The following is a 25,752-nucleotide window of genomic DNA, read 5'->3' as shown; positions in this document are numbered from 1 at the left end:
CGATGCCGGGCCGCTTTTTTTTCCAGGCAGCCCCGACATGACCGTACCCCCGCACTTCATCGGCCTGATGTCCGGCACCAGCGTGGACGGCGTCGACGGCGTCCTGGCGCGCCTGCGCGACGGCCAGCCACCGCAGTTGCTGGCCAGCGCGAGCCTGCCGATGCCGGCGGCGCTGCGCACCGAATTCCTGGCGTTGAACCAGGCCGGCGACGACGAGCTGGCCCGCGCCGCGCTCGCCGCCAACGAACTGGCGCGCCTGTATGCGCAGGTAAGCGTGAACCTGCTGGCCACCGCCGGCCTGCGGGCCCAGGACATCGCCGCCATCGGCGCCCATGGCCAGACGGTGCGCCACCGCCCCGACAGCGGCTATACCGTGCAATTGAACGCGCCCGCCCTGCTGGCGGAGCTGACCGGCATCGACGTGGTGGCCGACTTCCGCAGCCGCGACGTGGCCGCTGGCGGCCAGGGCGCGCCGCTGGTGCCGCCCTTTCACGCGGCCGTGTTCGGCGCGCCGCAAGGCCGCGCGGTGCTCAACCTGGGCGGCATCGCCAACGTCACGCTGCTGGCGCCCGGCCAGGCGCCGCGCGGCTTCGACACCGGCCCGGCCAACGTGTTCCTGGACGGCTGGTGCCAGCGGCACCTGGGCCGGCCCTACGATGCCGACGGCCGCTGGGCCGCCAGCGGGCAGGTGCTGGCGCCGCTGCTGGAACAACTGATCGCGAGCGAACCCTGGTTCGCGCTGCCGCCGCCCAAATCGACCGGCCGCGACCTCTTCAACATGCGCTGGCTGGACGATCGGCTGGCGGCCTATGACGGTCCCAAGCCGGCGCCGCAGGATGTGCAGGCGACATTGCAGCGTCTCACGGCGCGCACCGTCGCCAACGCCATCGACGCCGCCGGCGCGGACGTGCGCGAACTCTATGTATGCGGCGGCGGCGCCTGCAACCCGGGGCTGATGCGCGAATTGGCGTACTGCCTGCAGCGCCCGGTGCATGCCACCGACGCACTGGGCGTCCCGGCGCAGCAGGTCGAGGCGCTGGCCTTCGCCTGGCTGGCGCAGGCCTTCCTGGCGCGCCAGCCGGCCGGTCTGCCCAGTGTCACCGGCGCCCGCGGCCCGCGTATCCTGGGCGCGCTATATCCCGCCTGACACGCGGCCCGCGCCCAGCAAAAAGCCCTTCGGAAAACCGGAGGGCTTTTTTTTGTCGGCCGGACGCCCGGTTCGCGCCGTCATCCCGGCGCGAAGACGCGAGGCTTACACCGAGAACGACGAACCGCAGCCGCAGGTGGTGCTGGCGTTGGGATTGCGGATGACGAACTGGGCGCCTTCCAGGTCTTCCTTGTAGTCGATCTCGGCGCCGACCAGGTACTGGAAGCTCATGGGGTCGACCAACAGTTGCACGCCGGCCTTGTCGAGCACGGTGTCGTCTTCGTTGACGACTTCATCGAAGGTGAAACCGTACTGGAAACCCGAACAGCCGCCGCCCTGCACGAACACGCGCAGCTTCAGCTCGGGGTTGCCTTCCTCGGCCAGCAGGTCCTTGACCTTGGCGGCCGCCGAGTCGGTGAACACCAGGGGAGCAGGCGGGGCGGCCTGCAGGTCGACGGTTTCGGTCACTGCATTCATGATTCACTCCTGGCCGCTGGGGCCGTATTCCGATGAGCGGCTGCGCCGCTCGCATGTAGTCACTATAGCGCAGGCGCCGCCGGACTCAAAGTTCGAGCTTGACGCTGCGGGAGGCACGGACCACATCGCCCTCCAGGATGCTGATGGTGACGCTTTCGGGGACAAATCCCTCGGGCACGGCAAGGACGCCCTGGCTGCGCTGGTACTGGTCGAACTGCAACGCCAGCGACGCCGCCGTGGTGGTTTCGCCGCTGACCGGCACCGGGCCGCTCTCGGCCTTGACCTGCATCGGCGCCAGATCGACGGTGACGATTTCGCCCTTGAGCGTGCCGGTGGCCTGGAACCGCAGCGTACCGGTGAACTGGGCGCCGCCGTTGCGGCCGCTGCGCATCAGCAACACCTTGTAGCGCAGGCCGCCACCTTCGCGGTCGATCTGGGCGCCACGGATATCCACGGTGCCCTCCGGACCCGGCGGCAGCAGTTGCTCATAGAACGCCAGTTGGTCGCGCACCCGGCCGACCTCGGCCTGGGCCGCGTGCAACTGCGTCTCCAGCTCCTGGCGCGCCGAGCGCTCGATCACCAGTTCGCCATCCGCGGTATCGAGCTGGCCGCGGAGGTAGCGCAACTGCACCGACTGCTGGCGCATGGCTTCGTCGCGCGTCTCGACCTGGGCGGCGCTGAGCACCACGGCATCCACCGGCTGATAGACGCCGCGCGCGTAGTAATAGCCCGCCGCCCCGCCCGCCACGACACCGGCCAGCACGCCGGCAGCCAGCCGCAGGCCGAGGCGGGGGATTCGAGGCGTGTCGCGGGAGTCGTTGGACATGGAAAGCGGGCCGGCGGACTTGCCGCCGGCCCGGCGGCGCATCAGGGCAGGATCGCGACCTGGTCCAGACCGACGGTCTCGGGCAAGCCGAACATCAGGTTCATGTTCTGCACGGCCTGGCCGGCCGCGCCCTTCACCAGGTTGTCCTGCACCACCATGATGATGAGCTGGTCGCCGCCACCCGGACGCGACAGCGCGATGCGCAGGTTGTTGGAAGCGCGCACCGAGCGCGTCTCGGGCAGGCTGCCGGCCGGCATGACGTCGACGAACGGCTCGTCGGCGTAGCGCTGCTCGAACAGGGCCTGGAAGTCCGTGTCGCGCGCCTCGGGCTTGATGCGGGCGTAGATGGTCGAGTACATGCCACGGATCATCGGCACCAGGTGCGGCACGAAGGTCAGGCCGACCTTGCCGCCGGCGATCTTCTCGAGCTGGGCGACGATTTCGGGATGGTGGCGGTGGCCGGCCACGCCGTAGGCCTTGAAGTTGTCGGATGCCTCGGAGAACAGCGAGCCGACTTCGGCCTTGCGGCCGGCGCCGGACACACCCGACTTGCAGTCGGCGATCAGGGTCTGCGCATCGACCAGTTGCTTGCCGCCTTCGAGCAGCGGCGCCAGGCCCAGCAGCACGGTGGTCGGGTAGCAACCCGGGTTGCCGATGACGCGCGCCTTGGAGATGGCTTCGCGGTTCAGCTCGACCAGGCCGTACTGGGATTCAGCCAGGATGTCCGGGCAGGTATGGGGAATCTTGTACCAGCGTTCGAAGGTGGGCACGTCCTGCAGGCGGAAGTCGGCGGCCAGGTCGATGACCTTGGTGCCGGCGGCGATCAGTTCCTGGGCCTGGGCCATGGCCACGCCGTGGGGCGTGGCGAAGAACACCACGTCGCAGTCGGTCAGCGTGGCCTTTTCCGGCGCGGAGAAGGCGATCTGCACGCGGCCGCGCAGGTTCGGGTACATGTCGGCCACCGGCAGCCCGTCTTCCTTGCGGGACGTGATGGCGGTCAATTCCACATGGGGATGCTGCGACAGCAAGCGCAGCAGTTCGACGCCGGTGTAACCGGTGCCGCCGACGATACCAACCTTGATACGGGAGTTCGATGCTTGGGCCATGATGTGTGCTCTTCGTAGAACGAGGCTCGATTGTATCGCTCGGACAACCGGCCTTGCCGCCACGCCGGAAACCGCGCGGCGACCGATGTCCGACCGGACGAAGCCCGCGGAGTTCCGCGGGCCTGGGCGGGGCCTGGGCCCCGGGATGTAAAAAAAAGCCCGCACGAGGCGGGCTTTCTTCGCAGCGATTAACGCTTGCTGAACTGCTTGCGACGGCGCGCCTTGCGGAAGCCGACCTTCTTGCGTTCGACTTCGCGGGCATCGCGGGTCACGAAACCAGCTTGCGACAGCGCGGGCTTCAGGGTCGCGTCGTAGTCGATCAGGGCACGCGTGATGCCGTGACGGACTGCGCCGGCCTGGCCGGTTTCACCGCCGCCGTGCACGTTGACCTTGATGTCGAACGATTCCAGGTGGCCGGTCAGTTCCAGCGGCTGGCGCACGACCATGCGGCCGGTTTCACGGGCGAAGAACTCGTCGACGGGCTTGCCGTTGACGACGATCTTGCCGGTGCCCTTCTTGATGAAAACGCGAGCCACCGAAGTTTTGCGACGGCCGGTTCCGTAGTTCCAGTTACCGATCATGGCGTTTCCTTAGATATCCAGCGTCTTGGGCTGCTGGGCGGTGTGCGGGTGCTCGGCACCGGCATAGACCTTCAGCTTCTTGATCATGGCGTAGCCCAGAGGACCCTTGGGCAGCATGCCCTTGACGGCCTTCTGAATGGCGCGACCGGGAAAACGCTCTTGCATCTTCTCGAAGTTCGTTTCGCGGATACCGCCCGGGTACGTGGTGTGGCGGAAGTACTTCTTGTCCTTCGCCTTGGTACCGGTAACGACGATATCGGAAGCGTTGATGATGACGATGTAATCGCCGGTATCAACGTGCGGCGTGAATTCAGGTTTGTGCTTGCCACGCAGACGACGTGCGACTTCGCTGGCCACACGACCGAGGACTTTGCCCTTGGCGTCGATCACAAACCAGTCACGTTGGACTTCATGCGGCTTGGCCACAAAGGTCTTCATGATGGTTCCTAGATATGAAAAATGGTCTCTGACTGGACGATCCAGCCAGGCTTTTTCCCTCAACTAGACAATGGAGCCGGCATCTTTCCAGCAACTGGGTTTCAGTGCCAGATTTCAGCCGATCGGGTTTTAGCCCATCGGGTTTTAGCCCATCCGTGTCCCTATCGACGTCCCGCCTAAGCGTTATTACCCGCCCGTGCAATGGTCAAAATGAGGGAAAGCCTGAAATTCTACCACGGATGCTCAAAAAATGGGCAGCCGTGGCCGAATCCAGGCGAATGAACAGCCGTTCCCGGGGGAACGACTGTCGCATTTTTAAAAGGGACGCAATTGCGCGCTGCCAGTGACCCTGCCCGCGCGCTCCTGCTCCCGTCCGCGCCGCGCGGATCAGGCGCCCAGGTAGGCTTCCAGCACCCGCGGATGGCCGAGCAGGCCGCGGCCGGTGCCCGACAGCGCCATGGCGCCGTTCTCCAGCACATAGCCGTGCTGGGCGATCTTGAGCGCCTGGCGCACGTTCTGCTCGACCAGGAACAGGGTCAGGCCGTCGGCGTTGATGGCCCGCAGCGAGCGGAAGATTTCCTGCACCACGATCGGCGCCAGGCCCATCGACGGCTCGTCCAGCAGCAGCAAGCGCGGCTTGGCCATCAGGGCGCGGCCGATCGCCAGCATCTGCTGTTCGCCGCCGGAGAGGTTGCCGGCGATGCCGGTGATTCGCTCTTTCAGGCGCGGGAACAGGTTGAAGACGTATTCCAGGTCCGAGTCGATGTTCTTCAGGCCGCGGCGGTAGGCGCCCAGCTCGAGGTTCTCCAGCACGGTCATGGTGGTGAGGATGGCCCGGCCTTCCGGCACCTGGACGATGCCGCGCGCCACCAGTTGGTGCGGCGCCAGGTTGGTGACGTCCTCGCCTTCGAACAGGATCTTGCCGCGCGCCTTGGGCAGCAGGCCCGACAGCGCCAGCAGCGTGGTCGACTTGCCGGCGCCGTTGGCGCCGACCAGGGCGGTGATTTCCTTGGCTTCCAGGTCCAGGTCGATGCCGCGGACGGCTTCGATGTGGCCGTAGTTGACCTCGAGTCCGCGGACTTCCAGCATTGCGCTGCTCATTGTGCGGCCTCCGCGTTGTCGGTATCGTCGTCGTCCTCGCGGCCCAGGTAGGCCTCGATGACCTGCTCGTTGTTGCGGATCTCTTCAGGCCCGCCGCAAGCGATGATCTTGCCGAAGTTCAGCACCGCGATGCGTTCGCACAGCCCCATCACGAAGCGCATGTCGTGCTCGATCATGAGGATGGTGTAGCCGCGGTCGCGGATCGCCAGGATCTCGCGCATCAGCTCGGCGCGCTCGCCGGTGTTCATGCCAGCGACCGGCTCGTCCAGCAGCAGCAGCTTGGGCTCAGTGGCCAGCGCGCGCGCCAGCTCCAGGCGGCGCTGCTCGCCGTACGACAGGTTGTCGGCCAGGTCGTTGGCCTTGTGGTCCAGGCGCATCCACGTCAGCAGCTCGTGGGCGCGCTCGCGGGCGCGCTTTTCATGCTCGCGGTAGCCCGGCAGGCCCAGCAAGAGACTGGGAAAGCCGTAGTTCATGTGGCGGTAGGCGCCCACCACCACGTTTTCCAGCAGCGTCATCTCCTTGAAGAGACGGATGTTCTGGAAGGTGCGGGCGATGCCCATGCGGGTGATGGCATGCGGCTTGCGACGCAGCAGGCTCTCGCCATTGAAGGCGATGCCGCCACCGCTGGGCGGCAGCAGCCCGGTGATCAGGTTGAACACCGTGGTCTTGCCGGCGCCGTTGGGGCCGATCAGGCCGAAGATCGCGCCTTCGGGCACCGACAGGCTGACGTCATGCAGCACGTGCAGGCCGCCGAAGCTCTTGGAAACGGAGGTCAGCTCAAGCATGGCGCTTGCCTCCTTGACGCATCCAGCGCTTGAAGCGCGCCGGATCCCAGATGCCTTGCGGCAGGAACAGCACAATCACCACCAGGATCACTCCGTTGATGACCAGGCGGAAATCCGCGAAGCCGCGCAGCAGCTCGGGCAGCACGGTGATGATGAAGCTGCCCAGCACGGGGCCGGCCAGGCCGCCGATACCGCCCAGGATGGCCATCGTCAGGATTTCCACGCCACGGTCGAAGCCGTATTCGTTGGGGCCGATGAAGAAGGTCAGGTGCGCATTGAGCGCGCCGGCCAGGCCGGCGATCATGGCGCCCGCCACGAAGGCCAGCATCTTGTTGGCGCGCACGTCGATGCCCATCAGGCCGGCCGCGGTCTCGTCGCCGCGGATGGCCTCGAAGGCGCGTCCGATCTTGGAGGCGCGCACGCGCCACAGCACGAACAGCACGATGACGACCGCCAGGATGACGTGCCACCACTGCGTCAGTTGCGGAATGCCGTTCAGGCCCAGCGCGCCGCCGGTGATCGACTCGGTGTTCAGCACCGTCACCCGCACCACTTCGCCAAAGCCCAGTGTGGCCATGGCGAGGTAGACCCCTGACAGCCGCAAGGTCGGCAAGCCGATCAACGCCGCCACCAGGGCCGGCGCCGCCATGCCGCCGGCCAGCGCGACCGGGAACGAGACGTCGTAGTTCATGGTGAGCAACGCCGCCGCGTAGGCGCCGATGCCCATGAAGGCCGCATTGGCCATGGCCAGCATGCCGCAGGCAAGCGTCAGCCAGATGGAGAGGGCCAGCAGGGCGTTGGTGCCGAGCGTCAGCACCAGGTTGCCATAGATGGCCCAGAAGTTTTCGAATCCGCTCATACTCAAGCCTTGCGTTGAACCACTTTGCCGAACAGACCTTGCGGGCGCACCAGCAGGATCAGGAACAGCAGGCCGAATGCCACCGCGTCGCGCATGGTGGAGCCGATGTAGGCCACCGACAGCACTTCCGCGAAGCCCAGGAACAGCCCGCCCAGCATGGCGCCACGAATGTCGCCCATGCCGCCCAGGATGATGACCGCGATGCCCTTGTGCAGCATCGGCTGGCCCATCAGCGGGAACAGCGCGTTCGAGTACAGGCCGATCAGCACGCCCGCGACACCGCCCAAAGCGGCGGCGGCGAACGAGGTGGTGATGAAGAGCTTTTCGACGTTGATGCCCAGCAGCCAGGCGGCCTTGGGCGATTCGGCAATGGCGCGCAGGGCGCGGCCGAACTGCGTGCGACGCATCACGAACATCAGCAGGGCCATCAGCGCGAATGACAGGAAGATGATGCCCAGTTCGATCACGGTCAGGTGCAGGCCGGCGATCTCGATGACTTCCTCGGGCACGGTGCCGTGCGGGAAGCGCAGGTTGCTGGCGCCGAAGATGCCTTGCGCGCCATTGTTCAGGATGATGCCCACGCCGATCGTGGCGATCATGGGGATCAGGTGGGGAGCATTACGCTTGCGCAGCGGCTTGAGCACCAGGTAGTCGATGATGACCCCGGTGAAGCCGGCGACGAAAAATGCCACCATCAGCGCCGCCCACAGGGGCAGGCCGAAATGCTGCACCACGGAGAGCGCCGCGTAGGCCCCCACCATGAAGACGGCGCCATGCGCGAGGTTGATCACCCCGAGCACGCCGAATACCAGCGTGAAGCCCAGCGCGAACAGTGCGTAAACACAGCCCAGCGACAAGGCGTTAACGAATTGTTGTTCCAACATGATGGGACATATTCCAAATCAAAAAAAAGAGCCCCCACGCCGCGCCCCCCGCGTGGACTTGCCGCTCGCCAGGCTCGGCTTCGGGACCCGGGGCAGGCCTGTGTAAGGCCTTCCACGCCGCGCATTGCGTGGACCTGCCGCCCTGAGAGAGCCGTTCTATTCCTGGGGAGTCCTACGATAAAAAGCGCCTTGCGGACCGCGGCCAGCCGCGGTCCGCAAGGCGCATCCCCCCGCGCGGGGATGCGGATTGCTTACTTCTCGATGACGTACTTGCCGTCCTTGGTCACGCTGACGATCGGCGCCTGGTCGGCGTCGTAGCCGGCGGGCTTGCCGGCGCGGTCGGTGGCCTGGCGGAACTTGAAGGCGCCGGTGGCGCCGGTCCATTGCACCGAGGGCAGCGCGTCACGCAGGGCGGCGCGGTCCTTGGCCAGTTCGCCGGTGATCTTGGTGTTCTTCAGGGCCTGGGCGACGATGTACATGGCGTCGTACGACTGCGCGGCGAACTGGTCGGGCGCGCCGTTGAACTTGGCCTTGTAGGCGTCGATGAACTTGACGTTCTCGGGGGCCTTGTTCTCGATCGACCACGGGCTGCCGATCCACAGGTTGTTCGACGCGCCGCCGGGGGCCAGGTCGAAGATCTTGACCGAGTTCATGCCGTTGCCACCGATGACGGGCACGTTGATGCCCAGTTGGCGGGCCTGCACCATGATCGGGGCGCCTTCGGCCAGCAGCGCCGACAGCACGATGGCGTCGGGGTTGGTGCCCTTGATCTTGGTCAGTTGGGCCTTGAAGTCGACGTCGCCCTTGGCGAACGTTTCGGTCGTGGTGACCGGGATCTTCTGGTCTTCCAGGGCCTTCTTGAAGTTGTCGTAGCCGCTCTTGGTGAAGACGTCGTCGTTGCCGTACAGCACGGCCACGTTCTTCAGGCCGGTCTTGGCCTTGACGGTGGAGATGGTGGCGGGCAGCACGTCGGCTTCGGTGACCGAGTTGCGGAACACGTAGTTGCCGATGGAAGTGATGCCGTCGGCGGTGTTGGAGGTGCCGAAGGCGACCGTCTTGGCGGCCTGGGCGATCGGGTCGGCGGCCTGGGCCGAGTTCGACAGCGTCGGGCCGAACACCATCAGGACGTTGTCCTTGAAGATCAGCTTCTTGAAGACGTTGATGGCTTCTTCTTTCTTGCCCTGCTCGTCCTCGACCACCAGCACGATCTTGTTGCCATTGATCCCGCCCGCGGCGTTGATCTCGTCGGCCGCGAGCTGGAAGCCGTTGCGGATCGACGCGCCGTACTGGGCGGCGCCGCCGGACAGGGCTTCAGCCACGCCCAGCTTGAGGTCGGCCGCATGGGCAGCCGGGACGATGCCGGCGGCGATCAGCGCGGCCAGCAGCTTCTTGGTCTTGGATTGCATGGTTGATACCACCTTAAAGTCTGTCTCGGAATGTTGGTTATCCAGGCCAGGATGTTCCCGCCGGATTGACGTCCAATGGCGCCTGAAGGCGTCACGTTTGCGCGTCAAGACCCGGGATATTACTCCTTTGTATCAGGCCGAAACTCGAATGCCGTTCAACAAAAGGCGTAAAACCGCCCATTTTTTTGTAAAAAACACGGGGTTATCAGCGAAAACCCCACCTCCTACCGAATGCCATTCGGCACACGGACCTGCCATCAACTGCGGGCCGACAGCGCCACGCCCAGGTATTGGTCGTAGGCGCCGCGGGTCAGGCGGAACCAGGGCATCGCGCTATCGCGAAAACCCATGTAGTTGTCATGGATCGCCTTGAACTTCGGGTCTTTTTCGCTCAAGTCCTTGTAGACCTGCAGGGACGCCTCGAACGCGGCGTCCATGACCGAGCGCGGCAAGGCGCGCACCTGCGCGCCGGCCGCGACCAGTTGGGCCAGCGCGGCGGGATTGCGGGCGGCATAGGCCGCCGTGGTGCGCGCATGCGCGGCCAGGGCGGCGGCTTCGACCACCGCCTGGTAGTGCTTGGGCAGCTTGGCCCAGGCCTCTTCATTGATATAGAGAGACAACTGCTCGCTGGCGGCCCACCAACTGGGGCCGTAGTAGAACCTGGCAGCCTTGTTCAGGCCCAGCTTGCCATCGTCGTAGGCGCCGGCCCCGGCCACGGCGTCCGGCCCCGTCTTGGCGGCGGCCTCGGCGGGCTTGGCGCCATCGGCGGGCTTGGCGCCATCGGCGGGCTTGGCGCCATCGGCGGGCTTCGTCCCTTCGGCAGGCTTCGTCCCTTCGGCGGGCTTGGCCCCTTCGGCGGGCTTGGTCCCTTCGGCGGGCTTGGCCTCCTCCGCAGGTTTGGCCCCCTCCGCAGGTTTGGCGGCTTCGGCGCCCTTCCCGTCGCCGGCCTGCGCGGCCGCTCCGGCCTGCTGCGGCGCCACGCCCAGGTGCGCCAGCACCTGCGCCGCCAGGCCATCGACGCGCATGGTCAGGTCTTTCAGGTCGGTGGCGCGCTTGATCTCGCGGTTGGACCACAGGCCCATCTGCGAGCCGGTGTTGCCGAGGGGGAAGTTGAGGATCTTCTGCGGCTTGAACAGTTCGCGCGTCAGGCGCAAGCCGTCGCCTTCGAGCATCCAGGCATTCATCTGGCCCGCGTCGAGCCCGAACGGCACCGCCGAATCGAAGCAGAAGGCGGGGTTTTTGGCGAAATAGATGCCCGAAGAGACGTGAGCGCACTCGACCTTGGCGGCGCCGACCGCGTCCATCAGCTCCACCGCGGGCGCGATCTCGCCGTCGGCCAGTTGCTTGATGCTGAACTTGCCGCCGGTGGCCTCGGAGACGAACTTGCGGAAAATCTCGCCGGCGCCGAAGCGCAGGTCCAGCGCGGCCGGGAAGCCCGACGCCAGGCGCCAACTGATCGAGGGGGAATCCTGCGCCAGGGCGGGAGCGCTGACCGCCGCCCCCGCCGCCACGGCGCCCAGGCCGGCCTGCTTCAAGAATGAACGTCGTTGCATCTCTTTGCTCCTCTACAGCGATACCAGTTTGAGCAATACCCGCCGGATATTACACGGTGCCATCGCCGCTGACGGCTAGAGGAATTCCCGAGCGGTCAAGGATTGCAAAGAGTGGCCCGGCCAGGCCCCGCGCAGGCGGGCGCTGGCCGCGCTCGCACCCGGGATCAGGTGCCCGCGATCGCCATCTGCTCGATCAGGATCGAGCCGGTGGTCTTGGTGCCGCGCGAGATGGTGTCCGCGCCCACCGCGACGATCTGGCGGAACATGTCCGACAGGTTGCCGGCGATGGTGACTTCCTGCACCGCGTGCTGGATCTGGCCGTTCTCGACCCAATAGCCGAATGCGCCGCGCGAGTAGTCGCCGGTCACGTAGTTCACGCCCTGGCCGATCAGCTCGGTGACCAGGAAGCCCGTGCCCATCTTCTTGAGCATGGCTTCGAAGTCGTCGCCCCGGCGCGTCAGCGTGGAACTGAATACCAGGTTGTGCGAACCGCCCGCGTTGCCGGTGGTCTGCATGCCGAGCTTGCGCGCGGTGTAGGAGGACAGGAAGTAGCCTTCCAGCACGCCGGCCGACACCACGTTGCGCTTGCGGGTGCGCACGCCTTCGTCGTCAAACGGCGAGCTGCCCATGGCGCCGCGGATGTGCGGGTCTTCGGTCAGGTTGATGTGTTCCGGGAAGATCGGCTTGCCCAGGGCGTCGAGCAGGAAGCTGGCCTTGCGGTACAGCGCGCCGCCATTGGCGGCCTGCGTCAAGGCGCCGACCAGGCCGAGCGCCAGCGGCGCCTCGAACAGGACCGGGAACTTGCCGGTGCGGATGCGGCGCGCCGACAGGCGCGACAGCGTGCGCTCGGCGGCATAGCGGCCGACGGCCTCGGGCGTGGCCAGCTTGGCGGGGTCGCGCTCGGAGGTGTACCAGTAGTCGCGCTGCATGCCGTTGCCGCGCCCGGCGATGGGCGCCACCGACAGGCTGTGGCGCGAATACGGATAGCCGCCCAGGAAGCCACGGGTGTTGCCCATGACGAACTGGCCTTCGTAAGTGCCGACCGTGGCGCCGTCGGTATTGGTGATGCGGGCATCGACCTCGCGCGCGGCGCGCTCGGCGCGCAGGGCCAGTTCGGCGGCTTCCTCGGTGGAGACCGTCCAGGCGCGATGCAGGTCGAGGTCGGGGAATTCGGTGGCCAACTGGTCGGCGTCGGGCAGGCCGGCGGCCGGATCGGCGGCAGTGTGGCGGGCGATGTGCCAGGCGGCTTCGACCGTCTGGCGCAGCGCGGCTTCGGAAAAGTCGGAGGTCGAGGCGGAGCCGCGGCTCTGGCCGGCGTAGACCGTCAGGTCGAGCGAGCGGTCACGGGTCTGTTCGACGGTCTCGATGTCGTTCTTGCGCACCGACACCGACAGGCCCAGGCTTTCGGAGACTTCGGCCGCGGCATCCGAGGCGCCGATCTGTCGCGCGTAGGCCAGGGTTTGCTCGACGAGTTCGGAAAAACGCGCGTGATTGGCCGCCAGCGGCAAGGAGGAGGAGGATTTGACCATTGCTGTCCAATTTGCAGAGACGGTTATCATAGCCAAGTCTGTCATTGCGCAGTTTTCCATGAATTCCCACATCGAAGAAGAATCCTCCGACGGCTACGACGAGAACGGCTACGATCGTCCCAGCAAGTCCCAGGTCAAGCGTGAAATGCACGCCCTGCTGGACCTGGGCAAGCAACTGATCGAACTGTCCCCCGAACGCCTCAAGCAGTTGCCCCTGGCCGAACGCCTCTACGAAGCGATCCGCGAGGCGCAGCGCACCACCAGCCGCGAAGGCCGGCGCCGCCAGACCCACTTCGTGGGCAAGCTGATGCGCGACGCCCCCGCCGACGAGATCCGCGCCCAGCTCGATGTCTGGGAAAACGGCTCGCGCGAGGAAACCGCGGCCATGCACCGCCTGGAAACCCTGCGCGACCGGCTGCTCGACGACGACGACGCCCTGACCAAGCTGCTGAACGACAATCCGCAGGCGGATGTGCAGCAGCTACGCGCGGTGATCCGCGCCGCCCGCAAGGAGAAGGCAGCCAACGCCGTGCTGCTGCAAGGCCAGGAACCGCAGAAGAAGCACTATCGCGCCCTGTTCCAGGCCCTCAAGACCCTCACCCACTGATTGCGCCCGCCGTCCATGAACGCCCCCACCGACCTGCTCGATTGCATCGAGATCGAAACCGCCTCCAATCCCACGCACGCCGTGATCTGGCTGCACGGCCTGGGCGCCGACGGCAACGACTTCGCGCCCATCGTGCCGGAGCTGGACCTGCCGGCCGGCCTGGGCGTGCGCTTCGTCTTCCCCAATGCGCCGGTGCAACGCGTCACCATCAACAATGGCATGGCGATGCGCTCCTGGTACGACATCCTGGTGATGGACCTGGTGCGGGTGGAAGACGCCAAGGGCATCCGCGCCTCGGAAGCCGCGATCCACAAGCTGATCGCGCGCGAGAACGCGCGCGGCGTCCCGACCTCGAACATCGTGCTGGCGGGCTTCTCGCAGGGCTGCGCCATGACGCTGCACACGGGCCTGCGGCTGCAGGACAAGCTGGCCGGCATGATGGGCCTGTCGGGCTACCTGCCGCTGCTGGACAGCGCCGAGGCCGAGCGCGCCCCGGCCAACCAGCGCACCCCGATCTTCCTGGCCCACGGCCTGTATGACCCGGTGGTATCGCTGCCGCGCGCGGAGGCCTCGCGGGCCGAGCTGGAACGCCTGGGCTACGACGTGCGCTGGCACACCTACCCCATGCCGCACTCGGTCTGCGCCGAGGAAGTGGCGGACATCTCGCGCTTTCTGAACCAGGTGCTGGTGTAACGCGGGCGGCGCGCGGCGCCGCCTTCCCCCGGGGCCCGGATTCGCCGGGCCGTTCGCACGGGGATTCCCTGCTTTGTATACCAAGTGGTATTCCAGCCTCGAATTTTCCGGGGCGCGACTTCGCTCGTCCATAGAGAAAAACGCCAATACCAAAACGCTTGTCGCTCGCGATTGTTGAATATAGTATTCAATCCAAGCCGTATTGGCCCGATCGCAATCGCCTCGGGCTTCCCTGTTGTTGCAGTCGATCCATCCCATTGGCCGTGCCGCGCCGGGTTTCGGCGAGGCATATAGACGCAGGAGAAAGTCCCGTGAAGCCCTTGCCATTGCCTCGCCTGGCGGCGGCGCTGCTTGCCGCCGTCCTCGCCCCTTTCGCCAGCCACGGCGAAGCCCTCAATCCCCCGGTAAAGGTACGCTACGAAGAGGTGGTTCGCTCCATCCTCTACGTGCCCAAGTACGTCGCCCTGTCGCAGGGCTATTTCAAGGACGCCGGGCTGGACGTGTCCATGAAGACCTCGCAGGGCACCGACAAGGGCATGACCGCCCTGCTCTCGGGCAGCGCCGACATCGTGCTGATCGGCCCCGAAGCCTCGATCTACGTGCAGAACAGCGAATCGCCGGTCAAGCCGAAGATCTTCGCCGGCCTGACCGCCACCGACGGCTTCTTCCTGCTGGCGCGCAAGCCGGTCGAGAAATTCGACTGGAGCATGCTCAAGGGCAAGGAGGTGATCGGCTTCCGGCCCGGGTCGAACCCCATCGTGTTCCTGGAGACCGCGCTGCGCAAGCACGGCCTGGACCCGCAGAAGGACGTCAAGCTGCTCAACAACATCGGCATCCCGGCGCGCGCCGGCGCCTGGATGGCGGGCCAGGGCGAATACGGCATCTTCCTGGAGCCCGAGGCCGGCGAACTGGTGCGCAACGGCAAGGGCTACATCGTGGCCTCGGTCGGCCATGAGGTCGGCCAGGTGGACTACACGGTCTTCACCGCCACCGACAAGTACATCCGCGACAACCCCAAGGTGATCCAGGCCTGGACCAATGTGGTGGCGCGCGCCGAGAAATACGTCAAGGACACGCCGGCGGCCACGCTGGCGCCGCAGATCATGACCTACTTCCCCGGCATGGACGCGGCCGCGGTGACCGACGCGATCGAGCGCTACAAGCAGTACCAGATCTGGAAGACCACGCCGCTGGTGACGGCCGAGGCCATGAACCGGCTGCAGGACATGCTGGTCGCCAGCGCGGTAATGAAGGACGGCGCCCGGGTCAAATACGAGGATGTGGTGGTGGCGGACTTCGCCAGGAAGGTGCCGTGATGAGCGCCGTCGTCCACAACCTCAAGCCGGACCCGGCCACCGCCAAGATCGAACTGCGCGATGTCTGCCTGAGCTACTTCACGCCGGAAGGCGAGACCGAAGCGCTGTCGCAGGTGTCGTTCGCGCTGGCGCCCGGCGAATTCGTCAGCCTGATCGGCCAGAGCGGCTGTGGCAAGAGCACGCTGCTGTCGCTGATCGCCGGCCTGCACGCGCCGACCTCGGGCACCGTGATGATCGACGGCCAGGCGGTCACCGAACCCAATCCGCGCATCGGCTACATGCTGCAGCAGGACTACCTTTTCGAGTGGCGCACCATTCTCGACAACGTCATGCTGGGCGCCGAGATCCAGGGCCGGCGCGATGCGCGCAGCGAAGCGCGGGCCGTGCACCTGCTGGAAAAGTGCGGGCTGGGCGCGTTCCTGTCGCATACGCCGCGCCAGTTGTCGGGCGGCATGCGCCAGCGCGCGGCGCTGGCGCGCACGCTGGTGACCGAGCCCGACGTCATCCTGCTGGATGAGCCGTTCTCGGCGCTCGATTCGCAGACCCGGCTGGCGATCTCCGACGAGGTCGTCGACATCCTGCGGCGCGAGGGCAAGACGGTGGTGCTGGTGACCCACGACATCGGCGAGGCCATCGCCATGACCGACCGCGTCATCGTGCTGTCGCGCCGCCCCGGCCGGCTCAAGAGCCAGTACCGCATCCATTATGGCGACGGCGCGCGGCCGACGCCGTTCCAGGCCCGCTCGCGGCCGGAATTCAATGCCTACTTCAAGCAGCTCTGGGACGAGCTGGACGTCCATGTGGAGGGTTGAGCCGTGAACGCCCCGATCGCCAACACCGTGCCGCTGCGCGCCGTGCCCGCGCCCAGCCAGAAGTACCTGGACTACCTGCGGCGCGACCGCGCCCGCCGCCGCAACATCCGCATCGCCCAGGCGCTGCTGCTGGTGGTGTTCCTGTGCGCCTGGGAGATCCTGCCGCGCATGCACATCCTCAACCCGCTGCTGACCAGCTATCCGAGCGCGCTGTGGCCGACCTTCCTGGAGCTGTGGCGCCAGGGCAACCTGGCGCACCACATCGCCACCACGCTGTCGGCCACGCTGGTGGGCTTCACGCTCAGCATGGTGATCGGCATCATCGTGGCCGCCGCGCTGTGGTGGTCGGACTTCCTGTACAAGGTGCTCGATCCGTTCCTGGTGGTGGCCAACGCCATGCCCAAGATCGCCTTCGTGCCGATCTTCTACCTGTGGCTGGGGTCGGACTACGCGGTCTACGGCATGGCCGTGGCGATCGCGGTGTTCGTGACCATCATGGTGGTGTATGCGGGCTTTCGCGCCATCGACCTGAACAAGGTCAAGCTGGCCCGCACCTTCGGCGCCAGCCGCTGGCAGGTGCTGACCAAGGTGGTGCTGCCCGGCAGCGTGCCGACCCTGATCGCCGCGGTGAAGATGAACATCGGCCTGGCGCTGGTGGGCGTCATCGTCGGCGAATTCCAGTCGGCCGACTCGGGCCTGGGCTTTCTCATCATGAACGGCAGCCAGGTCTTCAAGCTGAACATCGTCATGACCGCCATCGCCATGCTGGCGCTGATCTCCAGCGTCATGTACCTGGTGGTGTACCGCATCGAAGCCGCCGTGGCGCGGCGCTACGGATAAGGAGCCGCCATGCAGATTCCGCAATGGGTGCAGGACCGCGTCATCGCCCGCCAGGGCTGCCTGCATCCCTACGACAGCCTGCCCGGCGCCCGCACCGCGGTGGTGGTGATCGACATGCAGCAGTACTTCACGCTGCCCGGGTACCTGGGCGAATGCGCCGCGGCGCGCGACATCATCGCGCCGGTCAACCGCCTGTGCGAAGCGGTGCGCGCGGCCGGCGGCACGGTGGTCTGGGTGCAGACCGCGTCCGACAACGCCGACGCCTTCTGGTCGCACCACCATGGCGTGATGTTGACGCCCGAGCGCAGCGCCCTGCGCCTGGAAACCCTGCGCCGCGATGCGCCGGGTTTCGCGCTGCATCCGGACCTGCGGCCGGCCGACAGCGACCTGCGCGTGACCAAGCGCTTCTACAGCGCCATGGCCACGGGCTCGTCGGAACTGGAGCCGCTGCTGCGCGGACGCGGCGTGGACACGCTGCTGATCGCCGGCACGGTCACCAACGTCTGTTGCGAATCGACGGCGCGCGACGCCATGATGCGCGACTTCCGCACCATCATGGTGGACGACGCGCTGGCCGCGGTGACGCCGGCCGAACACGAAAACGCCCTGCATGGCTGGCTGCTGTTCTTCGGCGACGTGCTGTCGGTGGATGAAGTGGCGACGCGGCTGCGGCCGGCGCAGGCCGCGCGCAAGACGGCCTGAAGCCGGCATGGCCGCGGCCGGGCGCGGGCACGCGCCGGCCGCGGCGCTCAGCGCAGGTTGAGCCAGACCCGCCGCATGGTCGGGTCTTCCGGATCCGGATCGTTGGTGAAGCCCAGGCTGGTCATCAGCGCCAGCATCGGCCGGTTGGTCGACAGCACCAGGCCGTCGATGTATTCCAGCCCCTGCTCGCGCGCCGCGTCGATCAGCGCGGTCATCAACTGGCGGCCCAGGCCGCGCCGCTGCCAGTCGTCGCCGATCACCAGCGCGTATTCCGCGCCGCGCCCGTCGGGGTTGCGCAGGTAGTGCGCAAACCCCACCAGCACTTCGTGCGGATGGCCGCGGTTGGCCGGGTTGGGCACCTGGGTGGCGGCCACCAGCGCCAGCTCGCGGTGGTAGTCCACCTGGGTGTAGCGCGACACCATGCGCGGGGTCAGCTCGCGCATCATCGACACGAAACGCATGTAGCGCGAGCGTTCCGACAGGCCGCGGATGAAATCCTGCAGCGGCTGGCCGTCCTCGGGGCGGATGGGCCGCAGCACCCACGGGATGCCATCGGCGAAACGGCGCACCTGCACCAGGCGCGCCGGGTACGGGTGAATCGCCATGTGCGGATAGCCGGCGGTCTGCGGCGTCTCGCAACCCGGCTTCTCGGCCAGCGTCATGCGCAGGCCTCCCGCGCGCAGATGGGTCTCGCCGGCATACAGCGGATCGATGTCGAGCGTTTCGATGTCCGGCAGCTCCGACACCATCTCCGAGACCAGCACCAGCGCCTGCTGCAAGGCCTCGGCGGCCAGGTGGCCGACGCGCGGCGCCAGCACCCGGCGCCACAGCCGGCTGCGCTCGATCATCTGGCGCGCCAGGAAGCCGTTGAGCGGCGGCAGGTCGATGCCGCGATCCGATTGCGACAGCACCGCGTCCGGGCCGCCGGCGCCGAAGCGGATGACCGGCCCGAACTGTGGATCGCGCCGCACCCGGATGGCCATGGGGCGGGATTCGGGCTCGGCCGCCGCCACGTCCAGCGGCATGTCGCGCAGCGGCACGTAGAACAGGGACAGCAGCGCGCGGACCTCGGACGTATTCAACTCGCGCCGGCAATCGGCCCGCACCCGCGCCAGGATTTCGCGCGCGGCGGCCAGGTCGGGCACGTGGGTGGCCGGCTCGGGCGGCTGGGTCTGCAGCAGCAACTGCTGGTTGTAATGATGCGTGGCCAGCACGCCGAAGGCGTCGGCGGCGGACTCGGGCGTACGGAACGCCGAGGTGCCGGCGTCGTCCAGCATGCGCCGCAACGGCCGCATGCCGGCGTCGCCCATGAAGCAGGTGACCACCGGTTTCTTGGCCTTGGGCGCGATCTGCGCCAGCTCGCGCGCCACCGCCGGCATGTCGGCCAGCGCGTCGGGCGCCAACAGCACCAGCACGCCGTCCACGCCCGCGTCATCCAGCACCACGTCGAGGATGGCGCGGATGCGTTCCGGCGTCAGCGGCACGTAGGTGATGACGGGATTGGCGCTGGCCGCGTCCGGCTCCAGCATCGCCGCCAGCGCGCGCTGCGTGGCCGGCGCCAGGTCGGCCCGCAGCACCGCGGCGTCGGGGCCGATCAGGTCCATGGCCAGTTGGGGAGGCCCGCTGCCGTTGGAGATCAGCGCCACGCGCCGGCCCTTGGGACGGCGCGTGTAGCCCAGCACCTTGACCGCCGAGAACAGTTGCACGAAGTAGCGCACCCGCACCGCGCCGGCGCGCCGCAGGGCGGCGTCGAAGATGGCGTCGGCGCTGTCGGTGTCGGCGCGGCCGGCCTTGAGCACGATGACCGGCTTGACGCTGGCCGCGGCCCGCAGCGTGCTCATGAATTCGCGCGCCGGGCCCACGTCTTCCAGGTACAGCACGATGCTGTCGGTGCGAGGATCGCTGGCCAGGTAGTCCAGCACCTTGGACAGGCCCACCACCGCCTCGTCGCCCAGCGACACGGCGGTGGAAAAACCGATATGCACGTCCTCGGCCCAGTCCATGACGGCGGCCATGATGGAGCGCGACTGCGCCAGCAGCGCCACGCGGCCGGCGCGCGCCAGCACCGGATGCTGGCTCAGGTTCAGGCCGGCATGCGGGCGCTGCGCGCCGAACGAGCGCGGCCCCAGCAGTTCACAGCGGTTTTCCTCGGCCCAGGCGCGGCACAGCGCCAGCGTGCCGCGCGGATACGGGTCGGGCAGCTCGTGCGGCAACAGGATGACCGAGCGTGGGGCCAGCGGGGACAGCCGGCGCAGGGTCTCGGGCAGCACGGCGGGCGAAACGCAAACCAGGGCCAGATCGGGCCGCTCGCCAGCGGCCAGCCCCTGAAGCGTCTCCGGCAGGTCGGGCGCGGCGCCGGGGTCGCAGGCCACCACCGTGGTTTTCGCCTTGAGCCCGGGCGACAGGGAAGCCGCCGCCGGCAGCGGCCGATCGGCGACGATCACCAGCGAACCGGGTTCGAACATCGGGGCAAGAGCGTGTCGCAGCATGGCGGGAACAGGCACTAATCTAAAATAGCGTCCATCGTAACAAGACAACCCCCACGTCCGCTTGATCCAGGCCCGGTCCGCCGCCGCTTCGTGGCGCCGCAGCCGCTATCATTGCCACCTATGACCTCCAACGCCTCCTCCCCCATCCGCACCCGCTTCGCGCCTTCGCCCACCGGCTTCCTGCACCTGGGCGGCGCCCGCACCGCGCTGTTCTCCTGGGCCTTCGCGCGCCACCACAAGGGCACCTTCGTGCTGCGCATCGAAGACACGGACGTCGAACGCTCCACGCCGGAAGCGGTGCAGGCCATCCTGGACAGCATGGACTGGCTCGGCATGCAGCCGGACGAAGGCCCGTTCTACCAGATGCAGCGCATGGACCGCTACCGTGAAGTGGTCGCGCAGATGCTGGCCGCCGGCACCGCCTACCACTGCTACAGCTCGCCCGAGGAAGTCGAGGCCATGCGCGAGGCCGCCCGCGCCCGCGGCGACAAGCCGCGCTACGACGGCACCTGGCGCCCCGAGCCCGGCAAGACCCTGCCGCCGGTGCCCGAAGGCCGCAAGCCGGTGGTGCGCTTCAAGAACCCCCAGGACGGCGCCACCGCCTGGAACGACATGGTCAAGGGCCCCATCAGCTTCGACAACACCGAGCTGGACGACCTGATCATCGCGCGCCCGGATGGCACCCCCACCTACAACTTCTGCGTGGTCGTGGACGACTGGGACATGGGCATCACCCACGTGCTGCGCGGCGATGACCACGTCAACAACACTCCGCGCCAGATCAACATCCTGCGCGCGCTGGGCGCCACCCTGCCCGAATACGGCCACGTGCCCATGATCCTCGGCCCGGACGGCGAAAAGCTGTCCAAGCGCCACGGCGCGGTCAACGTCATGGAGTACGACAACGAGGGCTACCTGCCCGAGGCCATGATCAACTACCTGGCGCGCCTGGGCTGGAGCCACGGCGACGACGAACTCTTCAGCCGCGACCAACTGGTGGAATGGTTCGACACCCGCCACCTGTCCAAGTCGGCCTCGCAGTGGGACCCGAAGAAGCTGAACTGGGTCAACGCCCACTACATCAAGCAGATGGACAACGCCGAACTGGCCGAACGCGTGGCGCCGCGCGTCGCCCATCGCGGCGGCTATCCGGAAAAGATCGACCTGCCGGGCGTGATGGGCCTGCTCAAGGACCGCGCCGAGACCCTGGAACAACTGGCCGACGGCGCCATGCTGTTCTGCGGCGAGTTCAAGCCGGCCTCGCCGGAACTGGTCGAGCAGCACCTGACCGCCGCCGCGCGCGAGGCGCTGGCCGATTTCGCCCAGCGCGCCCAGGGCGCCGACTGGACCCGCGAGGCCATCTCGGCGCTGATCAAGGCCGTGCTGGCCGAGCGCGGCCTGAAGATGCCGCAACTGGCGATCCCGCTGCGCGTGGCCGTCACCGGCCAGACCCAGACGCCCGCGGTGGACGCGGTGCTGGCCCTGCTGGGCAAGGACACCGTGCTCAAGCGCCTGGCCGCCATCTGATCGGACTTCCCTCCGCGAAAAAGCCCCGCCGGCCTGGCCGTTCGGGGCTTTTTTTCGCCTCATGGGCCGGTTGCCGTCCCGGCGCCGCACGGCTGCGGGCATCCTAGACGGCCTGGGGTCGCGCCTTCAAGGCCCAAGAGAAGAATGCGCCCAGCAGCGGCAGCAGCACGGCCGAACCGCCGAACAGCACCGCCGCGCCGGCCTCGTCCACCACCGAGCCGGCGAGCGCCACGCCCGCCGCCTGGCCCATGAACAGGCAGGAGGCGAACCAGGCCACCGCCGTGCCGCGCGCCGACGGCACCATCTGGGTGGCGTTGGTCTGCAAGGTCGCGTGCAGCAGGTAGTAGCCGAAGCCCGCCAGCACGCTGGCCAGCAGGCTCCACAACCACACCGGCCCCAGCAGGTACGACAGGAAGGCCGCGCCCAGCACCAGCCCGCCCGCCACCGCCAGGCCGCGTTCGCCCAGGCGCTTGAGGATGCGGCCCGCCACCACCGTATAGAGCAGCCCGCCCACCGCGTACACCGCCACCAGCGCGCCGGCCGCCGTCAGCGAGATGTCGAAGCGCTCATGCAGGTAGGACGGCGCGAACGCCAGGGCGCCGAACACCAGCAGGCCCTCGATGAACACCGTGGCCAGCACCACGCGCGCCCATGGCGTGCCCAGCACCAGCCGCGCCTGTGCCACGAACCCCTGGCGCGGCGCGTTCGGATCGACCACGCCCAGTCCCAGCGCGCGCTGGCGCCGCACTTCCCGATGCAGCAGCGTGCCCACCACCAGGTAGCCGCCCACCAGCGCCGCGAAGGCCCAGCGCCAACCGAGGGTATCGGCGAACAGGCCGCCGGCCAACTGCCCGGCCGCCATGCCCAGGATGGTGCCGGTCAGAAAGCGCGCCAGCGTCGCCTGGCGACGCTCATAGGGAACGGTGTCGCCGATCCAGGCCATCGACAGCGGCACGATGCCGGCGCCCGCCGCCCCCGACAGGGCGCGGCAGAACACCAGCACGTCCAGCGTCTCGGCCAGGAAAGCGCCGGCGCTGCCCAGTGCGCAGGCGAACGTCGCCACGCTGACGACGCGGTATTTGCCGTAGCGGTCGCCGACCGGTCCGAAGAACATCTGCAGCACGCCGTAGGCCACCGCGAAGGCGGTGACGGCGCGCGCGGCCTGGCCCGTGCTGGCGCCGAACTCGGCCGCCAGTTGGGGCAGCATGGGATCACAGATACGGAAGGCGCTGGCGCTGACGAAGGCGGCCAGTGCAAGCAGCGCGATGGCGCGCGCTTCGGATGACAGGGCGGGCATGGAGGGCCGGCGGCGCAATGGAGGACGAAGTCCGCACCTTACCGCAGCCGCGCCCGCTTGGCGACGCCGGCGCCCGGATTCCGTCCGCGCGACGGAACGCGGAATCGCCGGCCACCCCAGGGATCAATACGGCAGGCGATAGCCCTGCGGCATGCGGCGCGCGGTCACGATCTGGCCGCCGCTCTTGAGCTCGCGCAGCGTCAGCTTGGCCTGCTCGACCTTCTCGACACGGTAGCGGTTGATGTAAATCGGATCGGCGGCGTCGACGATCTCGCCGTTCGATTGCGTGGTCTGCATCGTGTAGACGCCGTCCACCACGCTCCAGCAACCGGTCTCGCGCAGCGCCGGACGCGTCTTGCGGCCGATCTTCAACTGGGTTTCATAGGCCATGCGGCCATCGGCATACAGCACCGTCAGGGCCTGGAAATCGCCGCTGACGCCTTTCGGCTTGGAATTCGAATACCAGGTGCCGACCATGGGATCGCCGCTCTTGGCGGGCACGCATGCCACCGGCTTGGGCGCCGCTTCCGGCTGGGCCTCGGTAATGGAGGCGGGTTTCCTGGCGGCGCAGCCGGCCAGGATCAGGAGGGCGCAGGCCACGCCCGCCGAACGCAAATACACACTGCTCATGAATTCCTCAACACGTCTGTCGACGCGCCGCGCCGCTCAAACCGGCACGCCCCTCGCGCAGCAAACATCACGCACTCTAAAGATGCGCAGGTGAAGAATCAACGACGATCGGCGGCGTGTGCAATTGCGCAACAGTCCTTGCCGGAAACCCCGTGTTTTAAGGGCTCAACGCGCAAAAATGCGTTGGTTTCAAGCGACACTGCGGGCGCCGCGCGCGGCCTTGGCGCGCAGCATTTCCTCCATGCGCGCCGCGGCCGGCGACAGGCTGCGGCCGGCCAACCGCGTGATGCCCAGTTCGCGCTCGATGCGCGGCCGCGCCAGCGGCACGAAAACCAGACCGGGAGAATCCGGCGGCACCCCCAGCCGCGCCAGCACCGTCACGCCCACGCCGCGCTCCAGCATCGCCAGCAGCGACATCATGTTGGACACGAACACCTGACGCTCCATCATGAAGGCGGCCTGCGGATAGTCCGCCAATTGCCGGTGCGCCACCGTGCCCACCAGCGGCAGCCCCGCGATCTCGCGCCAGGTCACGGACTTGCGCCCCGCCAGGGGATGGCCGCGATGGCAGACCAGTCCGAAGGCATCGCGCAGCAGCGGCTCGAACGCCAGCCGCCGGTCGCGCAGCACCGGGCTGCACACCCCCAGCTCGACCTCGCCCGCCAGCACCATGCGCTCAACGCCTTCGGAGTTGTCGTCGAACAGGCGCAGCGCCACCGCCGGGTAGCGCTCGCGGTAGGTCGCCACCAGTTCGGGCAGCCAATGGGTCGCAACCGTCGCCACCGAGGCCATGGTCAGGGTGCCGGCCTCGTTGCTGGCCAGCCCCGCCAGCGTCCCGGCCACGCGGTCGTGGTGCTCGACCAGTTCGCGCGCCAGCGGCAGGCAGTCCTGGCCGAACCGAGTCAGCGCGTTGCCATTGCCGCGCTCGAACAGCGGCTGGCCCAGGCGCTGCTCCATTTCGCGGATCGACAGCGACAGCGCCGGCTGCGAGCGGAAGGCGCGCGCGGCGGCGGCGCGGAAGCTGCGCAATTCGGCCACCAGCAGGAAGTGGCGGTAGTGCGCAATGGAAAGTTCGGGCAAGGCGGGCATCGGGACACCTGATTTGATGAACTTATCAAATCATAGGAAAAATAAAGTTTTCTCATCATAGGGCGGCACTTAACATGGCCGCAATGACTACCGCGACTCTCTCCCCCGCCCGCGCCCAGGCCGTCGATCCGCTCGACTTCAGCCTCGCCGACCGGCTGCCCGCCCGCGCTGCCGGCCAGGGCCGGCTGCTGACCGCCGCCGCGCCCAACGGCAGGCCCGGCCTGCTGCTCGTGCCCGGCGCCTATCACGGCGCCTGGTGCTACGCGCACTACCTGGACTATTTCGCCCGAGCCGGCCTGGCCTGCGCAGCCATCGACCTGCGCGGCCACGGCCCCTTGCCGCAGCCACCCGGCTTCGTCGACACGGGCATCGCCGACCTGGCCGCCGATGTCGTCAGCGCGCTCGACCTGCTGGACGCGCCCATCGTCGTGGTGGGCCACAGCATGGGCGCCCTGCCCGCGCTGCTGGCCGCCAGCCAGCGCGCCGTCGCCGGCGTGGTGCTGATGGCGCCCTCGCCGCCCGCCAACCTGCCCGGCGCGCTGGGCCTGCCGCCGGTGCCCGCCGACGCCGTGCGCGCCGCGCCCGCCGCCAGCGAGATCCGCGCCCGCTTCCTGGCCACCTCGCCGACGCGCGACGTCAGCGCCGTCACCCAACGCCTGAATCCCGAAAGCCCGCGCGTGCTCAACGACCGCTACCTGCTGCGCGTGCCCGTCGATCCCGCCGCCATTACCGCCCCCGGCCTGTGCCTGGAGGCCGGCCTGGATACCCACGACCGCCATCCGCCCGGCCAGGACCGCGCCATCGCGCGACTGTTCGGCTTTTCCCATGCCGTCCTCGCCGGACAGCCCCATTGCATGATGTACGGCGACGCATGGCAGGCCAGCGCGGACGCGATCCTCGGCTGGTATCGCCAACAGTTCGGCTGACCCGCGACGCCCCTGACGCCTGATACATCCTCAACCATCGACATCCGCCTACGACCGCCAGACAGATCCACCCGGCCCGCGTCCAGCGAGCCATGAAGCACACCGCAAGCCATAGAACATGACGGCGCCAGC

At 67.9% G+C, this 25,752-nt stretch carries 25 protein-coding genes; 9 read left to right on the top strand and 16 right to left on the bottom strand.

Annotated features, from left to right (window positions below; genetic code table 11):
• The first annotated feature begins 37 nt into the window (after positions 1-37).
• A complete protein-coding gene (locus AAID08_RS03215; RefSeq protein ID WP_054503436.1) occupies positions 38-1,147 on the top strand; it encodes an anhydro-N-acetylmuramic acid kinase in 1,110 nt (369 codons plus the stop codon).
• A 105-nt stretch (positions 1,148-1,252) separates the two neighbouring features.
• On the opposite strand, the gene erpA is transcribed toward AAID08_RS03215, so the two are convergent.
• From erpA to pmbA, 12 genes are all read right to left on the bottom strand, one after another.
• A complete protein-coding gene (gene erpA / locus AAID08_RS03210) occupies positions 1,253-1,624 on the bottom strand; it encodes an iron-sulfur cluster insertion protein ErpA (protein ID WP_006388644.1) in 372 nt (123 codons plus the stop codon).
• 85 nt (positions 1,625-1,709) lie between these two features.
• The gene (locus AAID08_RS03205; protein WP_054503543.1) at positions 1,710-2,450 is read right to left on the bottom strand and encodes a DUF6776 family protein; all 741 of its coding nucleotides are present in this window, start codon (positions 2,448-2,450) and stop codon (positions 1,710-1,712) included.
• Positions 2,451-2,491: 41 nt separating this feature from the next.
• A complete protein-coding gene (gene argC / locus AAID08_RS03200) occupies positions 2,492-3,556 on the bottom strand; it encodes an N-acetyl-gamma-glutamyl-phosphate reductase (RefSeq protein WP_054503435.1) in 1,065 nt (354 codons plus the stop codon).
• A 188-nt stretch (positions 3,557-3,744) separates the two neighbouring features.
• Complete coding sequence (gene rpsI, locus AAID08_RS03195) at positions 3,745-4,137, bottom strand: 30S ribosomal protein S9 (protein ID WP_006388641.1); 393 nt, start codon at positions 4,135-4,137, stop codon at positions 3,745-3,747.
• Between the two features lie 9 nt (positions 4,138-4,146).
• Entirely contained in the window at positions 4,147-4,575 is a 429-nt protein-coding gene (gene rplM / locus AAID08_RS03190) for a 50S ribosomal protein L13 (protein ID WP_006217309.1), read from the bottom strand.
• 387 nt (positions 4,576-4,962) lie between these two features.
• Positions 4,963-5,676 (bottom strand): ABC transporter ATP-binding protein, encoded by a 714-nt coding sequence (locus tag AAID08_RS03185; protein ID WP_006388640.1) that lies wholly within the window; start codon positions 5,674-5,676, stop codon positions 4,963-4,965.
• The gene (locus AAID08_RS03180) at positions 5,673-6,461 is read right to left on the bottom strand and encodes an ABC transporter ATP-binding protein (protein WP_049071173.1); all 789 of its coding nucleotides are present in this window, start codon (positions 6,459-6,461) and stop codon (positions 5,673-5,675) included. The genes AAID08_RS03185 and AAID08_RS03180 overlap by 4 nt, the downstream gene beginning before the upstream one ends.
• A complete protein-coding gene (locus AAID08_RS03175) occupies positions 6,454-7,320 on the bottom strand; it encodes a branched-chain amino acid ABC transporter permease (protein WP_006388638.1) in 867 nt (288 codons plus the stop codon). Before AAID08_RS03175 ends, AAID08_RS03180 begins: the two co-directional genes overlap by 8 nt.
• A gap of 2 nt (positions 7,321-7,322) precedes the next feature.
• Entirely contained in the window at positions 7,323-8,204 is an 882-nt protein-coding gene (locus tag AAID08_RS03170) for a branched-chain amino acid ABC transporter permease (protein ID WP_006388637.1), read from the bottom strand.
• Positions 8,205-8,455: 251 nt separating this feature from the next.
• Positions 8,456-9,610, bottom strand: a complete 1,155-nt coding sequence (locus tag AAID08_RS03165; protein WP_049071171.1) for an ABC transporter substrate-binding protein — start codon at positions 9,608-9,610, stop codon at positions 8,456-8,458.
• A gap of 257 nt (positions 9,611-9,867) precedes the next feature.
• Positions 9,868-11,163, bottom strand: a complete 1,296-nt coding sequence (locus AAID08_RS03160; RefSeq protein WP_395757342.1) for a twin-arginine translocation signal domain-containing protein — start codon at positions 11,161-11,163, stop codon at positions 9,868-9,870.
• A 164-nt stretch (positions 11,164-11,327) separates the two neighbouring features.
• Positions 11,328-12,692, bottom strand: coding sequence for a metalloprotease PmbA (gene pmbA / locus AAID08_RS03155; RefSeq protein ID WP_006388634.1), 1,365 nt, complete (start codon positions 12,690-12,692; stop codon positions 11,328-11,330).
• Between the two features lie 58 nt (positions 12,693-12,750).
• Here pmbA and yjgA point away from each other — a divergent pair, with 58 nt between their 5' ends.
• From yjgA to AAID08_RS03125, 6 genes are all read left to right on the top strand, one after another.
• Entirely contained in the window at positions 12,751-13,299 is a 549-nt protein-coding gene (yjgA, locus tag AAID08_RS03150; protein WP_020925259.1) for a ribosome biogenesis factor YjgA, read from the top strand.
• 15 nt (positions 13,300-13,314) lie between these two features.
• Positions 13,315-13,992 carry an alpha/beta hydrolase gene (locus tag AAID08_RS03145; RefSeq protein ID WP_049071166.1) on the top strand — a complete coding sequence of 226 codons (678 nt, stop codon included), beginning with the start codon at positions 13,315-13,317 and terminating at the stop codon, positions 13,990-13,992.
• Between the two features lie 311 nt (positions 13,993-14,303).
• Positions 14,304-15,308: an ABC transporter substrate-binding protein gene (locus AAID08_RS03140; RefSeq protein WP_395757341.1), complete on the top strand. Its 1,005-nt coding sequence runs from the start codon at positions 14,304-14,306 to the stop codon at positions 15,306-15,308.
• Positions 15,308-16,120: an ABC transporter ATP-binding protein gene (locus tag AAID08_RS03135; RefSeq protein ID WP_006388630.1), complete on the top strand. Its 813-nt coding sequence runs from the start codon at positions 15,308-15,310 to the stop codon at positions 16,118-16,120. Before AAID08_RS03140 ends, AAID08_RS03135 begins: the two co-directional genes overlap by 1 nt.
• Before the next feature lie 3 nt (positions 16,121-16,123).
• Positions 16,124-16,960: an ABC transporter permease gene (locus AAID08_RS03130; protein ID WP_064526257.1), complete on the top strand. Its 837-nt coding sequence runs from the start codon at positions 16,124-16,126 to the stop codon at positions 16,958-16,960.
• A 9-nt stretch (positions 16,961-16,969) separates the two neighbouring features.
• Positions 16,970-17,662 carry an isochorismatase family protein gene (locus tag AAID08_RS03125; protein ID WP_395757340.1) on the top strand — a complete coding sequence of 231 codons (693 nt, stop codon included), beginning with the start codon at positions 16,970-16,972 and terminating at the stop codon, positions 17,660-17,662.
• 47 nt (positions 17,663-17,709) lie between these two features.
• Here AAID08_RS03125 and AAID08_RS03120 read toward each other — a convergent pair whose 3' ends face one another.
• Positions 17,710-20,151 carry a GNAT family N-acetyltransferase gene (locus AAID08_RS03120; RefSeq protein ID WP_395757339.1) on the bottom strand — a complete coding sequence of 814 codons (2,442 nt, stop codon included), beginning with the start codon at positions 20,149-20,151 and terminating at the stop codon, positions 17,710-17,712.
• Positions 20,152-20,271: 120 nt separating this feature from the next.
• Here AAID08_RS03120 and gltX point away from each other — a divergent pair, with 120 nt between their 5' ends.
• Positions 20,272-21,678, top strand: a complete 1,407-nt coding sequence (gene gltX, locus AAID08_RS03115) for a glutamate--tRNA ligase (RefSeq protein ID WP_395757338.1) — start codon at positions 20,272-20,274, stop codon at positions 21,676-21,678.
• 103 nt (positions 21,679-21,781) lie between these two features.
• Here the strand turns inward: gltX and AAID08_RS03110 are convergent, their stop codons facing one another.
• The 3 genes from AAID08_RS03110 to AAID08_RS03100 form a co-directional block, all read right to left on the bottom strand.
• Complete coding sequence (locus AAID08_RS03110) at positions 21,782-22,975, bottom strand: MFS transporter (RefSeq protein ID WP_054503428.1); 1,194 nt, start codon at positions 22,973-22,975, stop codon at positions 21,782-21,784.
• A 123-nt stretch (positions 22,976-23,098) separates the two neighbouring features.
• Complete coding sequence (locus AAID08_RS03105; protein ID WP_049071152.1) at positions 23,099-23,605, bottom strand: hypothetical protein; 507 nt, start codon at positions 23,603-23,605, stop codon at positions 23,099-23,101.
• Positions 23,606-23,794: 189 nt separating this feature from the next.
• Positions 23,795-24,694: a LysR family transcriptional regulator gene (locus AAID08_RS03100; RefSeq protein ID WP_049071150.1), complete on the bottom strand. Its 900-nt coding sequence runs from the start codon at positions 24,692-24,694 to the stop codon at positions 23,795-23,797.
• An 83-nt stretch (positions 24,695-24,777) separates the two neighbouring features.
• On the opposite strand from AAID08_RS03100, the gene AAID08_RS03095 reads away from it, so the two are divergent.
• A complete protein-coding gene (locus tag AAID08_RS03095; RefSeq protein ID WP_254603894.1) occupies positions 24,778-25,620 on the top strand; it encodes an alpha/beta hydrolase in 843 nt (280 codons plus the stop codon).
• Positions 25,621-25,752: the final 132 nt, after the last annotated feature.

Origin of the sequence: Achromobacter sp. EB05 (genome assembly GCF_044232075.1) — a bacterium.
Taxonomy (GTDB): domain Bacteria; phylum Pseudomonadota; class Gammaproteobacteria; order Burkholderiales; family Burkholderiaceae_B; genus Achromobacter; species Achromobacter dolens.
The sequence above is the reverse complement of the archived record's forward strand: the minus strand, read 5'-3'. Positions and strand labels throughout refer to the sequence as shown.

Excerpts from the sequence above, each read along its gene's own strand:
- AAID08_RS03160 (WP_395757342.1), bottom strand. The coding sequence starts at position 11,163 with ATGCAACGACGTTCATTCTTGAAGCAGGCCGGCCTGGGCGCCGTGGCG.
- erpA (WP_006388644.1), bottom strand. The coding sequence starts at position 1,624 with ATGAATGCAGTGACCGAAACCGTCGACCTGCAGGCCGCCCCGCCTGCT.
- rplM (WP_006217309.1), bottom strand. The coding sequence starts at position 4,575 with ATGAAGACCTTTGTGGCCAAGCCGCATGAAGTCCAACGTGACTGGTTT.
- AAID08_RS03105 (WP_049071152.1), bottom strand. The coding sequence starts at position 23,605 with ATGAGCAGTGTGTATTTGCGTTCGGCGGGCGTGGCCTGCGCCCTCCTG.
- AAID08_RS03110 (WP_054503428.1), bottom strand. The coding sequence starts at position 22,975 with ATGCCCGCCCTGTCATCCGAAGCGCGCGCCATCGCGCTGCTTGCACTG.
- AAID08_RS03205 (WP_054503543.1), bottom strand. The coding sequence starts at position 2,450 with ATGTCCAACGACTCCCGCGACACGCCTCGAATCCCCCGCCTCGGCCTG.
- AAID08_RS03165 (WP_049071171.1), bottom strand. The coding sequence starts at position 9,610 with ATGCAATCCAAGACCAAGAAGCTGCTGGCCGCGCTGATCGCCGCCGGC.
- AAID08_RS03135 (WP_006388630.1), top strand. The coding sequence starts at position 15,308 with ATGAGCGCCGTCGTCCACAACCTCAAGCCGGACCCGGCCACCGCCAAG.
- gltX (WP_395757338.1), top strand. The coding sequence starts at position 20,272 with ATGACCTCCAACGCCTCCTCCCCCATCCGCACCCGCTTCGCGCCTTCG.
- pmbA (WP_006388634.1), bottom strand. The coding sequence starts at position 12,692 with ATGGTCAAATCCTCCTCCTCCTTGCCGCTGGCGGCCAATCACGCGCGT.
- AAID08_RS03170 (WP_006388637.1), bottom strand. The coding sequence starts at position 8,204 with ATGTTGGAACAACAATTCGTTAACGCCTTGTCGCTGGGCTGTGTTTAC.
- AAID08_RS03175 (WP_006388638.1), bottom strand. The coding sequence starts at position 7,320 with ATGAGCGGATTCGAAAACTTCTGGGCCATCTATGGCAACCTGGTGCTG.
- AAID08_RS03100 (WP_049071150.1), bottom strand. The coding sequence starts at position 24,694 with ATGCCCGCCTTGCCCGAACTTTCCATTGCGCACTACCGCCACTTCCTG.
- AAID08_RS03145 (WP_049071166.1), top strand. The coding sequence starts at position 13,315 with ATGAACGCCCCCACCGACCTGCTCGATTGCATCGAGATCGAAACCGCC.
- argC (WP_054503435.1), bottom strand. The coding sequence starts at position 3,556 with ATGGCCCAAGCATCGAACTCCCGTATCAAGGTTGGTATCGTCGGCGGC.
- AAID08_RS03095 (WP_254603894.1), top strand. The coding sequence starts at position 24,778 with ATGACTACCGCGACTCTCTCCCCCGCCCGCGCCCAGGCCGTCGATCCG.
- yjgA (WP_020925259.1), top strand. The coding sequence starts at position 12,751 with ATGAATTCCCACATCGAAGAAGAATCCTCCGACGGCTACGACGAGAAC.
- AAID08_RS03185 (WP_006388640.1), bottom strand. The coding sequence starts at position 5,676 with ATGAGCAGCGCAATGCTGGAAGTCCGCGGACTCGAGGTCAACTACGGC.
- AAID08_RS03215 (WP_054503436.1), top strand. The coding sequence starts at position 38 with ATGACCGTACCCCCGCACTTCATCGGCCTGATGTCCGGCACCAGCGTG.
- AAID08_RS03125 (WP_395757340.1), top strand. The coding sequence starts at position 16,970 with ATGCAGATTCCGCAATGGGTGCAGGACCGCGTCATCGCCCGCCAGGGC.
- AAID08_RS03120 (WP_395757339.1), bottom strand. The coding sequence starts at position 20,151 with ATGCTGCGACACGCTCTTGCCCCGATGTTCGAACCCGGTTCGCTGGTG.
- AAID08_RS03180 (WP_049071173.1), bottom strand. The coding sequence starts at position 6,461 with ATGCTTGAGCTGACCTCCGTTTCCAAGAGCTTCGGCGGCCTGCACGTG.
- rpsI (WP_006388641.1), bottom strand. The coding sequence starts at position 4,137 with ATGATCGGTAACTGGAACTACGGAACCGGCCGTCGCAAAACTTCGGTG.